The organism is Paradevosia shaoguanensis, from assembly GCF_016801025.1.
Taxonomy (GTDB): domain Bacteria; phylum Pseudomonadota; class Alphaproteobacteria; order Rhizobiales; family Devosiaceae; genus Paradevosia; species Paradevosia shaoguanensis.
The window spans coordinates 399,570-413,174 of record NZ_CP068983.1; the positions used below are offsets into that span (position 1 = coordinate 399,570).

13 protein-coding genes are annotated in these 13,605 nt (G+C 64.9%); 3 read left to right on the top strand and 10 right to left on the bottom strand.

Features of this window, described 5'->3' with window-relative positions; translation table 11 throughout:
• Window position 1: 1 nt before the first annotated feature.
• Window positions 2-1,498, bottom strand: a complete 1,497-nt coding sequence (locus JNE37_RS01890) for a helicase HerA-like domain-containing protein (protein ID WP_035032816.1) — start codon at window positions 1,496-1,498, stop codon at window positions 2-4.
• Between the two features lie 154 nt (window positions 1,499-1,652).
• Between JNE37_RS01890 and JNE37_RS01895 the strand changes: the two genes are divergently transcribed.
• Entirely contained in the window at window positions 1,653-2,987 is a 1,335-nt protein-coding gene (locus JNE37_RS01895) for a TIGR03808 family TAT-translocated repetitive protein (RefSeq protein WP_203065133.1), read from the top strand.
• 21 nt (window positions 2,988-3,008) lie between these two features.
• On the opposite strand, the gene JNE37_RS01900 is transcribed toward JNE37_RS01895, so the two are convergent.
• Both JNE37_RS01900 and JNE37_RS01905 read right to left on the bottom strand, forming a co-directional pair.
• Complete coding sequence (locus JNE37_RS01900; RefSeq protein WP_203065134.1) at window positions 3,009-4,022, bottom strand: asparaginase; 1,014 nt, start codon at window positions 4,020-4,022, stop codon at window positions 3,009-3,011.
• Window positions 4,023-4,104: 82 nt separating this feature from the next.
• Entirely contained in the window at window positions 4,105-4,443 is a 339-nt protein-coding gene (locus JNE37_RS01905; protein ID WP_035094449.1) for an SH3 domain-containing protein, read from the bottom strand.
• Window positions 4,444-4,602: 159 nt separating this feature from the next.
• Between JNE37_RS01905 and JNE37_RS01910 the strand changes: the two genes are divergently transcribed.
• A complete protein-coding gene (locus tag JNE37_RS01910; protein WP_203065135.1) occupies window positions 4,603-5,469 on the top strand; it encodes an NAD-dependent epimerase/dehydratase family protein in 867 nt (288 codons plus the stop codon).
• 446 nt (window positions 5,470-5,915) lie between these two features.
• Window positions 5,916-6,698 carry an IS110 family RNA-guided transposase gene (locus JNE37_RS01915; RefSeq protein ID WP_246513335.1) on the top strand — a complete coding sequence of 261 codons (783 nt, stop codon included), beginning with the start codon at window positions 5,916-5,918 and terminating at the stop codon, window positions 6,696-6,698.
• Between the two features lie 270 nt (window positions 6,699-6,968).
• On the opposite strand, the gene JNE37_RS01920 is transcribed toward JNE37_RS01915, so the two are convergent.
• The 7 genes from JNE37_RS01920 to ugpB form a co-directional block, all read right to left on the bottom strand.
• Entirely contained in the window at window positions 6,969-7,748 is a 780-nt protein-coding gene (locus JNE37_RS01920) for an HAD-IIB family hydrolase (protein WP_203065136.1), read from the bottom strand.
• Window positions 7,745-8,518 (bottom strand): DeoR/GlpR family DNA-binding transcription regulator, encoded by a 774-nt coding sequence (locus JNE37_RS01925; protein ID WP_035032796.1) that lies wholly within the window; start codon window positions 8,516-8,518, stop codon window positions 7,745-7,747. The genes JNE37_RS01920 and JNE37_RS01925 overlap by 4 nt, the downstream gene beginning before the upstream one ends.
• A gap of 18 nt (window positions 8,519-8,536) precedes the next feature.
• A complete protein-coding gene (locus JNE37_RS01930) occupies window positions 8,537-9,289 on the bottom strand; it encodes a glycerophosphodiester phosphodiesterase family protein (protein WP_182400401.1) in 753 nt (250 codons plus the stop codon).
• Between the two features lie 31 nt (window positions 9,290-9,320).
• Complete coding sequence (locus tag JNE37_RS01935; protein ID WP_203065137.1) at window positions 9,321-10,355, bottom strand: sn-glycerol-3-phosphate import ATP-binding protein UgpC; 1,035 nt, start codon at window positions 10,353-10,355, stop codon at window positions 9,321-9,323.
• A 2-nt stretch (window positions 10,356-10,357) separates the two neighbouring features.
• A complete protein-coding gene (ugpE, locus tag JNE37_RS01940) occupies window positions 10,358-11,206 on the bottom strand; it encodes a sn-glycerol-3-phosphate ABC transporter permease UgpE (protein WP_035089633.1) in 849 nt (282 codons plus the stop codon).
• Between the two features lie 10 nt (window positions 11,207-11,216).
• Window positions 11,217-12,101, bottom strand: a complete 885-nt coding sequence (gene ugpA, locus JNE37_RS01945; protein ID WP_035032783.1) for a sn-glycerol-3-phosphate ABC transporter permease UgpA — start codon at window positions 12,099-12,101, stop codon at window positions 11,217-11,219.
• 70 nt (window positions 12,102-12,171) lie between these two features.
• Window positions 12,172-13,497, bottom strand: coding sequence for a sn-glycerol-3-phosphate ABC transporter substrate-binding protein UgpB (gene ugpB, locus JNE37_RS01950; RefSeq protein ID WP_035032781.1), 1,326 nt, complete (start codon window positions 13,495-13,497; stop codon window positions 12,172-12,174).
• Window positions 13,498-13,605: the final 108 nt, after the last annotated feature.

Sequence of the window (13,605 nt, forward strand, 5' to 3'; positions counted from 1 at the left end):
GTCAGCGGCCGCGCTTGAGGCTGCCGAGGATGCCGCGCACCAGCGCCGCGCCGAGCGCGGTCGCCGCCGAACGTGCGAACGAGGTCATCGCCGCCTCGGCCGGGGTCTGGCGCGTGCTCGTGCGTGCCTTGGGGCGCTGCGCGGCAGCGTCGTCGCTCCGGGCCTGCTTGAGCTGGGCGTCCAGTTCGCGCTGGCGCTCCTCGTCCTGCTGCTTCTGCTTGGTCTTGGCGGCCAGCACCTCGAAGGCGGATTCGCGGTCGATGGCGGTATCGTAGAGCCCGGCTACCGGGCTGTTCGCCATGATCGTGCGGCGCTCCTCGGGCAGCACCGGACCCATGCGTCCGCTCGGCGGGCGGATGAGGGTGCGGCCGACCATCGAGGGCGCGCCCTTTTCCTCGATCACCGAAACCAGCGCCTCGCCGGTGCCGAGCTGGGTAATCACCTCGGCGGTCGAGAAGGCCGGGTTCGGCCGGAACGTATCGGCGGCGACCTTCACCGCCTTCTGGTCGCGCGGCGTATAGGCGCGCAGCGCATGCTGCACGCGATTGCCGAGCTGGGAAAGCACGGTGTCCGGCACGTCGACCGGGTTCTGCGTTACGAAATAGACGCCGACGCCCTTGGAGCGCACCAGCCGCACCACCTGCTCGATCTTGTCGAGCAGCGCCTTGGGCGCGTCGTCGAACAGCAGGTGGGCTTCGTCGAAGAAGAAGACCAGCTTGGGCTTGTCCGGGTCGCCTACTTCCGGCAGCACCTCGAAGAGCTCCGAGAGCATCCAGAGCAGGAAGGTCGCGTAGAGCTTGGGCGAGCGCATCAGCTCGTCCGCCGCCAGCACCGACACATAGCCGCGCCCATCGGGCGTCGTCCGCATCAGGTCTTCGATGGCCAGCGACCGCTCGCCGAAAAACGCCTCGCCGCCCTGTTGCTCGAGCACCAGCAGCGCGCGCTGCACCGCACCGACCGTCGCCGTGGCCACGTTGCCGTATTTGGTCGCGATCTCGGCCGAGCGCTGCTGCACCTCGACAAGGAGCGCGCGCAGGTCCTTGAGGTCGAGCAGCAGCAGGCCTTCGTCATCAGCCAGCTTGAAAGCGATGTTGAGCACGCCTTCCTGGGTGTCGTTGAGGTTGAGGATGCGCGAGAGCAGCAGCGGCCCCATTTCCGAGATCGTCGCGCGGATCGGGTGGCCCTGCCGGCCGAAGAGGTCCCAGAAGATCGTGGGCGAGGCTTCGAACGTATAATCGTCGAAGCCGATTTCCTTGGCGCGCTTGAGCAGGAAGTCCTGCGGCGTGCCGGCCATGGCGATGCCCGAGAGGTCGCCCTTGATGTCGGCGGCGAAGACCGGAACGCCCAGGCGCGAAAAGCCCTCGGCCATGATCTGCAGCGTCACGGTCTTGCCCGTGCCGGTCGCCCCGGTCACCAGTCCATGCCGATTGCCGTACTTGAGGGCGAGATATTCGGGACGGGTGCTGGTGCCGAGATAGACTTTGTCGTCAACGAGCATAGGGGCCTCGGAAGTGGATGATTTGGCGAGTCTTATAGCCGCCCTGACGCAAGCGGGACAAGAAACCGCCGCGCGTTTCTTGGGAAGAGCCCGTCATTCACCAAATCCGGAGGTTTCGCTATCGCCTCGGGGCGGGCCGCTCCACAGTACCGGCATGGAAAAATCCGCCTTCAGCCGCCGTCATCTGCTGGCCTCAGCCGCCGCCCTGGGCATCGCCGCCCTTTCGGGCCGCGCCTTCGCCGCCGTTATGCTCGATGCCGCCGAACTCGGCGCGATACCCGGCCCCGACGACCAGACCGGCGCCTTGCAAAAGGCCTTCGACACCGCCGCCGCCCAGGCGCGCCCACTCTTCCTGCCGCCCGGCACCTATCGCGTCACGGGCCTCATCGTCCCCGATGGCCTCCAGCTCACCGGCATGCCCGGCCAGACGATCCTGGCCCTATCGGGCGGCGACACCCTGCTCTCGATCTCCGGCCGTTCCAACGTCACCATCCAGGGCATCGCCTTCGACGGCAGCGGTGGCGGAACCGGCAGCGCACAGAGTGGCCTCATCGACGTCCAGAACAGCCGCGCGGTGACCCTCACCAATCTCAGCCTCCGCAATGCCGCCGGCAACGGGCTGGCGCTCTTCGCCAGCGAAGGCCTCGTCGAGAACTGCGACATCGCCGAGGTCTCGACCGCCATCTTCGCGCTCGACAATACCGGCCTCGTCATCACCAGCAACCGCATCGCCCACTGCCGCAACAACGGCATTCTCGTCTGGCGCTCGGCCAGCGGGGCGGATGGCACCATCGTCACCGGCAACCGCATTGCCGATGTCGCCTTCGAGGCCGGCGGCAACGGTCAGAACGGGAACGGCATCAACGTCTTCCGCGCCGGCGAGATCATTGTCGCCAACAACCACATCACCGGCTGCGCCTTCTCGGCCGTGCGCCTCAACGCCACGACCAACACGCAGGTCACCGGCAATGCCTGCATCGACAGCGGGGAGACCGCGATCTTCTCCGAGTTCGGCTTTTCCGGTTCGGTGATCGCCAACAACGTCATCGACAAGGCCGCGCTCGGCATCTCGATCGCCAATCTCGATAGCGAGGGGCACCTGGCCACCTGCAGCGGCAATATCGTCCGCAACATCCTGCCGTCCTCGCCCAACAATCCCGACACGACGCCTTGCGGCATCTTCGCCGAGGCCGATGTCGCCATCACCGGCAATGTCGTCGACAGCGTCCCTGGCCCCGGCATCCTTGCAGGTTGGGGCCCGTTCCTGCGCAACGTCCTCGTCAACGGCAACGTGGTGCGAAACACCCAGATCGGCATCGCCGCCAGCGTCGCCGAAGGGGCCGGCTCCGCCCAGATCACCGGCAACACCATCTCCGGCGCCGAGACGCCGCTGGCCGGCATGGCCTGGACCGAAATGCGCAGCGGCGACCTTGCCGCCGATGCAGGGCGGTTCGCGAATGTGAGCGTTGCCGGGAACGCGGTCAGCTAAGAGCGAACCTACCGGCGCCTCTTACGCCCACACCCCCTCAACCGCCCGCACCGTGCCGACATCCAGCCCGCGCACATTCTTTACCGTCTGCACAGACCAGCGCCGCAGCACTTCGGCCTGCTTTTCGTCCGGGTCAGCGATCGCCAGCAGCAGCGCTGCGACCATGGCGCGGGAGGCGTCCATGTTGCCGTCGTCGCACTTGATGGCGTAGCCCCAGCCCTTGTCGCGGATGGCGCCGCATTGCACGCCTTCCGCGCCGCCCTTCTGCATGACGCGACCGCCGAAGGCTTCCATCACCACGGTGTCCAGCTGTTCCTTGCCTGCCACCAGGTGCGGGTGGCGCGTGGCGGCGTCGAAAATCCGCTGCGCGCCGGCTGCGAGGTCGGGCGGCAGCCCCTTGCCCGTTGCCATGCGGGCGAAGCCGCGCGCAAAGGCTTCGATCGGCGCCGCCCAGGTCGGGATCGAGCAGCCATCCGTGCCGCAGCGGCCTTCGGTCAGCCTTTCGCCGATCACGGCCTCGATGGCCGAGCGCACGCGCACCTGCACCGGATGGTCGCGATTGACGTAGCCCAGCGTCGGCGCGCCGATGGCCAGCGCCACCGAGAGCATGCCCGAGTGCTTGCCCGAGCAATTGTTGTGCAATGCCGACGGCGCTTCATGGCGCTCGCGCAATTGCCGGCGCGCTTCGGAATCGCCGGGGGCATGGGCGCCGCATTCGAGGTCGTCCTTGCTCAGGCCCAGCTCTTCGAGGAAATGGGTGACGCCTTCCACATGCACGTCTTCGCCACGATGGGAGGCGCAGGCGAGCGCCAGGTCTTCATCGCTCAGGCTGAAGCGGCCGATGGAGTCGGCCGTGACCATGGCCAGCGCCTGCATCGACTTGACCGCCGAGCGCGGGAAGATCGGGCGGGAGATGTCGCCGGCCGAGGCAATGATCCGGCCATCCGCGTCCACCACGGCGAAGGCGCCGCGATAGCGGTTCTCCACCCAGTTGCCGCGGACCATCTCGGCAAGAATCGGATTGGCATCGGTCATGAAAGAAAAAACTCCGGTCAGTGCTATTTGCGGAGAATAGCACGTGACCGGAGAGTCGACGGGAGGAGGTCGAAAAGAAAAATCAGATGTCCAGGTCGTCCGCGAGCGTGAGGTAGGCCGAGTTCACCCACCCCATCTGGTTGCCGCGCTCGACGAGGCACCAGTCCGAGCCCTGCGAGGCCTCGATGCACCGCTCGACCCACACATAGGTGTGCGGCTTGAGCGAGCCGGTCTTCTGGGAATAAGAGGCCGGCCACTTGCGGATGTTGAGGCGGTCCCACTTGGCGACGCCGGTCACCTGCGCCTGCTGTTCCACCTGGTAGCCGGCGGCCATTGCGGGCTGCACGACGAAGGCGGCGGCACCGACGATGACCAGGCCCGCCAGGGCTGCCACCAGAAGCTGTTCGTGCTGCTTTCTCATTTCGTCCCCTCAAAGCTCGGGTTGCGTTCGATGGAGATCACCCTATTGCCCGGGCCTTGAACCCACCCTGAGACCCGCGTTCAGAATCGGTTCAGATTGGGTTGGCTGGCCCCGGCTGGCCTTGCTAGGCTGAGGGCGTCATCAGGGGAGAGGGTGAGAATGCCGAAAGTCGTTGTAACCGGGGGCAGCGGAAAGCTCGGGCGCGCGGTGGTGCGCGACCTGCTCGACCATGGCTACGAGGTGCTGAACCTCGATACGGTGGCGCCCCGCAACGGTCCCTGCCCGACGGTCAAGGTCGACCTTTCCGATTACGGCCAGGTGGCCGAGGCCATCCTCGGCGGGATCGACGAGCGGCACGGCCCGTTCGAGGCCGTGGTCCATCTCGCCGCGATTCCCGCGCCGGGCCTCAGCCCCAATGCCGAGACGTTCAAGAACAACGTGCCCTCGACCTACAACGTCTTCCTCGCCGCCCGGCAGGCGGGCATCAAGAACGTGGTCTTCGCCTCGAGCGAAACGGTGCTCGGCCTCCCCTTCGACACGCCCCCGCCCTATGTGCCGGTGGACGAGGAGTATTTCCCGCGGCCCGAAAGCGCTTATTCGCTCGGCAAGCTGCTCGACGAAACCATGGCCGCCCAGTTCGCCCGCTGGGACCCGGACCTGCGCATCGTCGGCCTGCGCTTCTCCAACGTCATGGACCCGGAAGACTACAAGGCCTTCCCGGGCTTCGACGCCAACCCGCTCGGGCGCAAATGGAACCTCTGGGGCTATATCGACGCCCGCGACGGCGCCCAGGCCGTGCGCCGCGCCATCGAGGCAGACTTCAAGGGCTTTGAAGCCTTCATCATCGCCAATGCCGACACCGTCATGAGCCGCGACAACACCTCGCTCCTGGCCGAGGTGTTTCCAGGCGTACCGCAGAAACCCGGCATCTCCACCAACGGCACGCTGCTCTCGATCGACAAGGCCAAACGCATGCTGGGGTATTGGCCGCAATATTCGTGGCGAACAGAGATCAGGAAGGGGTAGCGAGGGTCTCTTCTGCTACCCACGCTTCTCCGATCACGGGCCCATCCAACACGGAACCCACCCCGCCACGGAACTTCCCCGGCCGCAGAGCCGGGGCCCACGGATATCTCCACTCGGGTGGAGGAGTGCAATAGGCCCCTGTGTAATTGTGCTGTGTCATATTGGGTACGGGCGGGAGACCGTTGGGCCCCAGGTTTAAAGACCGAGAGCCGGCACGGGTCCCCGCCCGCTTTGACAAACACCTGAACAGTTGCGCGAGGCCGCTCGAGACGGACCTCGGATCACAGGGACAGGCCCATGACCCTATCACCGACCTGGATTGGAATCGACGTTTCGAAAGCCTGGCTGGATATCGCCTCTTCCGGCGGGGAGGGCGTGCAGCGGATCGCCAACACCATGGACGCCATCGCCGCATTCGCCGCCACGCTGGAGCGGGAGGCACTCTCGTGGTGCTGGAGGCGAGCGGGGTTTACGACAAGAGCTTGCGCGCCGGACTGGCGCTGGCCGGGATCGGCCATGTCCGGGTCAATCCGCAGCGGGCCCGTGACTTTGCGCGGGCCAGCGGCCGGCTCGCCAAGACCGATGCGCTCGATGCGGCCATGCTTGCCGAAATGGGCCGGGCCCTGCGCCTCGTGGCCGACCCGCTGCCCGAGGCCGGACGCGAGCGGCTCGGCCTGCTCAGCCGCCGCCGCGACCAGTTGGTGGCCATGCGCACCCAGGAAAAGCAGCGCCGGATCGAGATAACCGATTCCTTCATCGGCGCCGACCTGGACCGGCACATGGCCGGCCTCAACCAGGCCATCGCCGCCATCGAGGTCGAAATCCAGAACCAGATCGGCAGCGATGCCGCCCTGGCACAGGACCAGGCCCTGATCCGCTCGGTGCCCGGCATCGGCCCGGTCACCGCCTCTGTCCTGGCCGCCCTGATGCCCGAACTGGGCCGACGCTCGGGCAAGCAGATCGCCACCCTGGCCGGGTTGGCCCCGCTCAACAACGATAGCGGCCTACGGCGCGGACAGCGCTCCATCCGCGGGGGCCGCCGCCGCGTCCGCCAGGCCCTCTACATGGCCGCCGTTGCATCCTTGCGAACACAATCGCCTCTCAACGCCTTCTACCACCGTCTGCGCCAGGCCGGAAAACCACCCAAGCCCGCCCTCGTCGCCCTCGCCAGAAAGCTCCTCGTCACCATCAACGCCATCATGAAAACCCGAACACGCTTCGCAACCTGAATTACAGTTGCCGGGTCTTCGCCCGGGGAAGTAAGAGTTGGGGCAAGGTCGGCGAGACGGAAAGCGAGATCGCCCCAGCAGGTCAGGGGAAGTGTGGCGGGCGAAGCGGTGCGGTCGGCATCTCGCCCTTGGCACTCCCCTCCCAGCCTCCCCCGCAAGGGGGGAGGTGCTGACCGTGCCTAATGAGCGCATTGTGTTCCAACACCCCGATCGAAACACCTCCCCCCTTGCGGGGGAGGCTGGGAGGGGGGTGCCAAGAACGCGGGCCGCCTACCCCCGAGCCTTCAACAACGTCTTCGCAATATCCGCAAACCCCCGGCCGGCCGGCTGTTCTGACACCCAGGCCGGCGCCTGAGGCAGCTCCGCCAGGTACGGCGCGATATTCCCTACGCCGAACGAATTGCGGATGAACGAGAACATCGGCGCGTCGTTGCGGGAGTCCCCGACAAACGCGGTGCTCGCCGCCACATCCGCCGGCGCCACGCCGAAATCCTTGAGCAGCACGCGCTCGCTCATGGCGCGCTTGTCGTAGTCGCCGATCCAGGTGTTGATGTGGATCGAGCTCGCCACTGCCCGGGCGCCAGTAGCGCGGATGGCCTTGGCCAGGTCGTCGATTTCCTCGGGTGCGTGGCCGGCGAGGTCGATGGCCACGTCGGCGATGCGGAACTGCTGGTCGTGCGCCAGCTCGAACCCCGTGCCCGCCAGCATCATCACCAGCCGCTGCAGCAGCTCGCGCTGGCGCAGGCGGCGCGTGGCTTCGTCATCCCAGTACTCGAAGACCACCTTGCCGCGGTCCGAAGTCAGAACGAACGCACCGCTCTCCCCGATCACGGCGGCCACCGGCCAGGTGCGCACGATATGCTCGGCCCAGCCGGCCGACCCGCCCGTCACCGGAATGACGGATATGCCGGCGTCCGACAGGTCCCAGAGCGCCTGGTAGGTCTGCGGCAGCAGCCGACCATGCGTGGTGAGCGTGTCGTCGATATCGGTGAACAGATACCGCACCGCGCGCAGATCGCTGGTCGCAGGAGCGGGGCCGAGGAAAGTCATGAGGTCTCCGAACCGCAAAGAACGACATCCACGCCGCTTTGGCGCAGCTTGTCGGCAATAGAAGGATCATCAGGCAGATGGTCGGTGAAAAACCGGCTCATGCGGGAGAACGGCACCACCTTGACCGCCGCCGGGCGCAACCACTTGGAGGCGTCGGCGACGAGGAACCGCTGTTCGGAACTGTCGATGATCGCCGCCGTCACCAGCGCTTCCTCGTGGGTGAATTCGAGGAGCCCGATATCGGGGTGAAGCCCGCCCGTGCCCACCACGCAGCAGGCCGCGTGGAATTTCTGGAAATAGCGCACCGTGTCCGGCCCGACGCTGTCTCGATCGTCCGGGCGGTAGACGCCGCCGGTCAAATGCACGTCGAGATGCTTGGCATCCCCCAGGGTCAGCGCCACGTCGATGTTATTGGTGACGATGGTGAGGTCGCGGTGGTCGCGCAGGGCCTCGGCCACGTATTGCACCGTCGTGCCGATGCCCATGAGCACCGTGGCGCCTTCGGGGATTTCGGCCGCGATCCGCCGCGCGATCACCTGCTTGGCGGCAGCGTTGATCTCGAAGCGGGCATTGGCCGAGATGTTGCGACCTTCGACCGGAACGTCCACGCCGCCATGGAAGCGGCGGGCATAGCCCCGGTCGCAGAGATAGTTGATGTCGCGGCGGATGGTCTGGGTCGTCAGGCCGTAGCGGCGCGCCAGGTCCTCAATGTATTGAGCACCTTCGCGTTCGATCAACGAGAGGATTTCGGCCTGCCTGTCGGAAAGCATGTTCGTTCCGTTTCAACCTTATCGGCTGAGAAAATATCTCGGTTCGTCGGTGATCACGGCCCCCAGCCCCATCGGCCAGAACTGCGCCAGCTCGGCCGGGTCGTTGCACGTCCAGGCCCGCACCAGCAGCCCCTTTTCGACGACCTCGTCGAGGAAGGGCAGCGTCAGTGCATGGTAATTAAGATGGATGACCTTGGTCGGGATATCGGCCAAGACGTCGCGCCAGTTTTCCGGCAGCTTGTCCCAGAGCATGGCCAGCTCAAGCGACGGGTCCATGGCGCCGATCGACTTGAGCACGTCGATGTCAAAGCTCGAGATCGAGATCTTTACCTTGGGGTCGCGGCGCTTGAGGACGGCGTGGATATTGCCGGTCAGCTCCTCCACCGAAGTCTGGTGCTTGTGCCGCTTGATCTCGAGATTGCCTGCCAGGCCGAACTCGGCGAAGCATTCCAGAGCCTGTTCCAGCGTCGGGATGCGCTCGCCCTTGTAGAAGCCATCGAACCAGGAGCCGGCATCGATATTGGCAAGGTCGGCGACCGCGAGGTCCTTGAGGTGGCCCTTTGAGGACGAGCAGCGGTCGACCGTCGCGTCGTGGATGACTACGGGCGTGCCGTCACCCAGGAGCGAGACGTCGAACTCCACCCATCGCGCGCCTTGCCCATAGGCGGCACGAAACGCTGAGAGCGTGTTTTCCGGCGCGACCGCCGACGCTCCCTTGTGCGCGTGCACCTGATCGATCCGCAGACCGGCCCCGGAAATGGGGCGTTCCATTGTGTTAGCCGTCGATGCGCTCATGGCAGGCTCAGTCGGTCCTTTTGCCGCTCTCTCGATTGAAGGGATGGAAGTCGGCATGGCGGGCGTGAAGCGCCAGCCGGGTGCCTTCGGCGATCTGCGGGCGGCCTTGCAGCAGCACGACGATCACCTGTTCTGTATCGTTCAGCCGGACGTGGACGTGGCTTTCGCCGCCAGCCGGCTCGACCAGTTCGACAATGGCGTCGAGCTTGGCGTGAGCCTCGGCCGGCGCATCGAGCAGCAGGTGCTCGGGGCGGATGCCGATGATATCGGTATTGGCCGGCAGGCTGCCCGTGTCGCCGTGGAAACGATCGACGGTGATGAGGTTCATCGGCGGCGAGCCGATGAAGCTGGCCACGAAGAGGCTGGCCGGACGCTCATAGACCTCGACCGGCGTACCTACCTGCTCGACGAGGCCCGAATTCATCACCACCAGCCGGTCGGCCAGGGTCAGGGCTTCGAGCTGGTCGTGGGTGACGTAGAGGCTCGTGGTCTTGAGCCGGCGCTGGAGGCGCCGGATTTCCACGCGCATCTGCACGCGCAGCTTGGCGTCGAGGTTGGAGAGCGGCTCGTCGAAGAGGAACGCCGCCGGTTCGCGCACGATGGCGCGGCCCATGGCCACGCGCTGGCGCTGGCCGCCCGAAAGCTGGCGCGGCTTGCGTTCGAGGAACTGGCCGATCTCCAGGATATCGGCGGCTTCCTTGACCCGCTTGTCGATCTCCGGCCGCGGCACGCCGCGGTTCTTGAGGCCGTATTCGAGGTTCTGCCGCACGGTCATGTGCGGGTAGAGCGCGTAGTTCTGGAACACCATGGCGATGTCGCGCTCGGCAGGCTCGGCCTTGTTCACGTCCTTGCCCGCAATGCGGACAATGCCGTCAGTAACGGTTTCGAGGCCCGCCACCATGCGCAGGAGCGTGGACTTGCCGCAGCCTGAAGGGCCGACGAGTACGATGAATTCACCGTCGGCGACGTTGAGGTTGATGCCCTTCACCGCCGGCGAGTTGCCGTAGTCTTTCTTGAGGTCAACGAGATCGATCGTTGCCATGCTTATTTCTCCGTTTCGGTGAGGCCTTTGACGAACAGGCGCTGCATTCCGATGATGACGAGCACGGGCGGGAGCGCGGCGAGGATCACCGCCGCCATCACCGTGTGCCATTGCGGATAGCTGTCGGCGACGTCGGCCATGCGCTTGATGCCCATCACGACCGTGTACTGGTCCTGATTGGTGGTGACGATCAGCGGCCAGAGGTACTGGTTCCAACCCAGGATGAAGAGGATCACGAAGAGCGCCGCGATGTTGGTCACCGAGAGCGGGAGCAGAATGTCGCGGAAGAACTTCATCGGCCCTGCCCCATCCACCCGCGCCGCTTCCATGAGCTCCTCGGGCACCGTCAGGAAGAACTGGCGGAAGAGGAAGGTCGCGGTCGCAGAGGCGAGGAGCGGCACGATGAGGCCGCCGTAATTGTTGAGCAGACCCAGATCCGCCACCACCTTGAAGGTGGGCACGATACGCACTTCGACCGGCAACATCAGGGTGATGAAGATCAGCCAGAAGGCGAGCGTGCGGAACGGGAAGCGGAAATAGACGATGGCGAAGGCCGAGAGGATCGAGATGGCGATCTTGCCGATGGCGACGCCGAGCGCCATCACCAGCGAGTTGAACATCATTGGCCCGAGCGGCGGGGCGCCGGAGGTGGTCATGCCCGAGCTGAGCATGGCCCAGTAATTCTCGATCATGTGCGGCCCCGGCAGGAGCGGCACGACGCCCGAATAGAAATCGTTGGGTCCGCGGGTCGAGGCGATGAAGGCCAGATAGACCGGGAACACCACCACCACGACGCCGACGATCAGCACCAGGTGCGACAGGAAATTGAGGATGGGACGATTTTCTACCATTTGCTCCTCCTCAATACTGCACGCGCCGCTCGACGAAGCGGAACTGGACGGCGGTCAGGACGATGACGATGCCCATCAGGATCACGGACTGGGCGGCGGAAGAGCCGAGGTTGAGGCCGATGAAGCCGTCGAAATAGACCTTGTAGACAAGGATTTCGGTCGACCGGGACGGTCCGCCCTCGGTGGTCGCGTGGATCACGCCGAAAGTATCGAACATGGCGTAAACGACGTTGATGACCATCAGATAGAACGTGGTCGGCGAGAGCAGCGGGAAGACTATGGTCCAGAAGCGCTTGACCGGGCCGGCGCCATCGATGGCTGCCGCCTCCTCGAGCGATTTCGGGATGGATTGCAGTCCCGCCAGGAAGAAGAGGAAGTTGTAGGAGATCTGCTTCCAGGTCGCCGCCAGCACGATGAGGATCATCGCGTCGGTGGAGTTGATCATGTGGTTCCAGTTCACCCCGAACGCCCTGAGCAGATAGGTCAGGATGCCGATGGTGGGGTTGAACATGAACCACCAGAGAATGCCCGCGATGGCCGGCGCGATGGCGTAGGGCCAGACGAGCAGCGTCGAATAGACTTTCGAGGAGCGCAGCATGCGGCTGGCGGTAACAGCCAGGAGCAGCGCGACAATCATCGATAGCGCCGTCACGCTGATGGCGAAGATCGCCGTGACGCGCATGGAGTTGAGATAGGCCGGATCGGCAAAGAGCTTCGAGTAGTTGTCGAGCCACACGAAGGTTGTCTTGAAGCCGAAGGCATCTTCGCGAAGGAAGGATTGCCAGAAGGCCTGGCCGGCGGGCCAGAGGAAAAAAACGAAGGTCACCAGCAGTTGCGGCAGCAGCAGCACATACGGCAGGACCCTGTTTGGAAAGACGGTGCGTTTGGTCTGCATCGGCCGGTCTCGCGTGAGGGCAAAAGGAAGCCCGCGAGTTGCGCGGGCTTCCGGTTGAGCAGGCCGGACCTTACTGGTTGGCCGCCTGGAACTCGCGCAGGAGTTCGTTGCCCTTCCTGACGGCCTCGTCGAGCGCTTCCTTGGGCGTCTTCTGCCCGCCCAGCATCGCGACGGCTTCGTCGGAGATGACGGTGCGTTCCTGGACGTAGTTGCCGAAGCGGATGCCCTTGGAGTTTTCGGTCGGGGTGACGCGGGTCAGCTGCTTGATGGCGATGTCCGAACCCGGATTCTTCTCGTAGTAGCCCTGCTGGATGCCCAGGTCATAGGCGGCCTGCGTGATCGGCAGGTAACCGGTGAACTGGTGCCAGGCAGCCTGGACGTCCGGCTGCGAGAGGTACGTGAAGAACTTGGCCACGCCCTTGTATTCTTCCTGCGGACGGCCCTGGAGCGTCCAGAGGGTGGCGCCGCCGATGATCGAGTTCTTCGGCTCGGTCGTCACGTCATCGTAGTACGGCAGCGGAGCGAAGCCGACCTGGAAGTCCTTGGCGTTGTTGATCACGCCGGCGCGCGAGGCCGACGAGTTCATGTAGATGGCGCATTCCTGCGAGTAGAACAGCGGGGGCGCGTTGTCGCCGCCGCCGGGGCCGCCGAACTCGAACACATGCTCATCCTGCCACTTCTTCAGGTTTTCCCAGTGGCGTACGGAGAGGTCGTTGTTGAAGGTGAACTCGGCATCCAGACCGCCAAAGCCGTTGGCCTTGGTGGAGTAAGGCTGGTCATGGATCGCGTTGAGGTTCTCGAGCTGAACCCAGGCGATCCAGCCGGTGGTGAAACCGCACTTGGCCGCGCCGGAATCGACGATCTTCTTGGAGAACTCCTCGACTTCCTTCCAGGTCTTGGGCGCCACTTCCGGATCAAGGCCGGCTTTTTTGAAGACGTCCTTGTTGTAGTACATGATCGGGGTGGACGAGTTGAAGGGCAACGACAGGATGTTGCCCTCGGTGTCCGAGTAGTAGCCGACGACGGCCGGCAGGTACTTGGACTGGTCGAACTCTTCGCCCATGTCCTTCATGAGCTGGTAGACCGGGTACACGGCGCCCTTGGCGCCCATCATGGTGCCGGTGCCGACTTCGTAAACCTGGATGATGGCCGGCTGTTCGTTGGCGCGGAACGCGGCGATGGCGGCCGTCAGGGCTTCGTCATAGGAGCCCTTGTAGACCGGAACGATCTCGTAGTCGGGCTGGCTCTTGTTGAAGTTGGCAGCGATCTCTTCGAGCTTGGCGCCAAGTTCGCCGCCCATTGCGTGCCACCACTGGATCTTGGTCGCGGCTTCCGCGGCAGTGGCAAAAGTCAGCGCCGCCAATGCGGTCGACGCAAGCAGAACAAGCTTGTTCATTTGTCTCTTCCCTTTTTGGTCCCCTCCAGAAGGTCGATTGCCTTCTTGCCGAAACGCTAGCAATCGAATTTTCATATGGCAACCTCAAAAGTTCATATGAAAATGTCG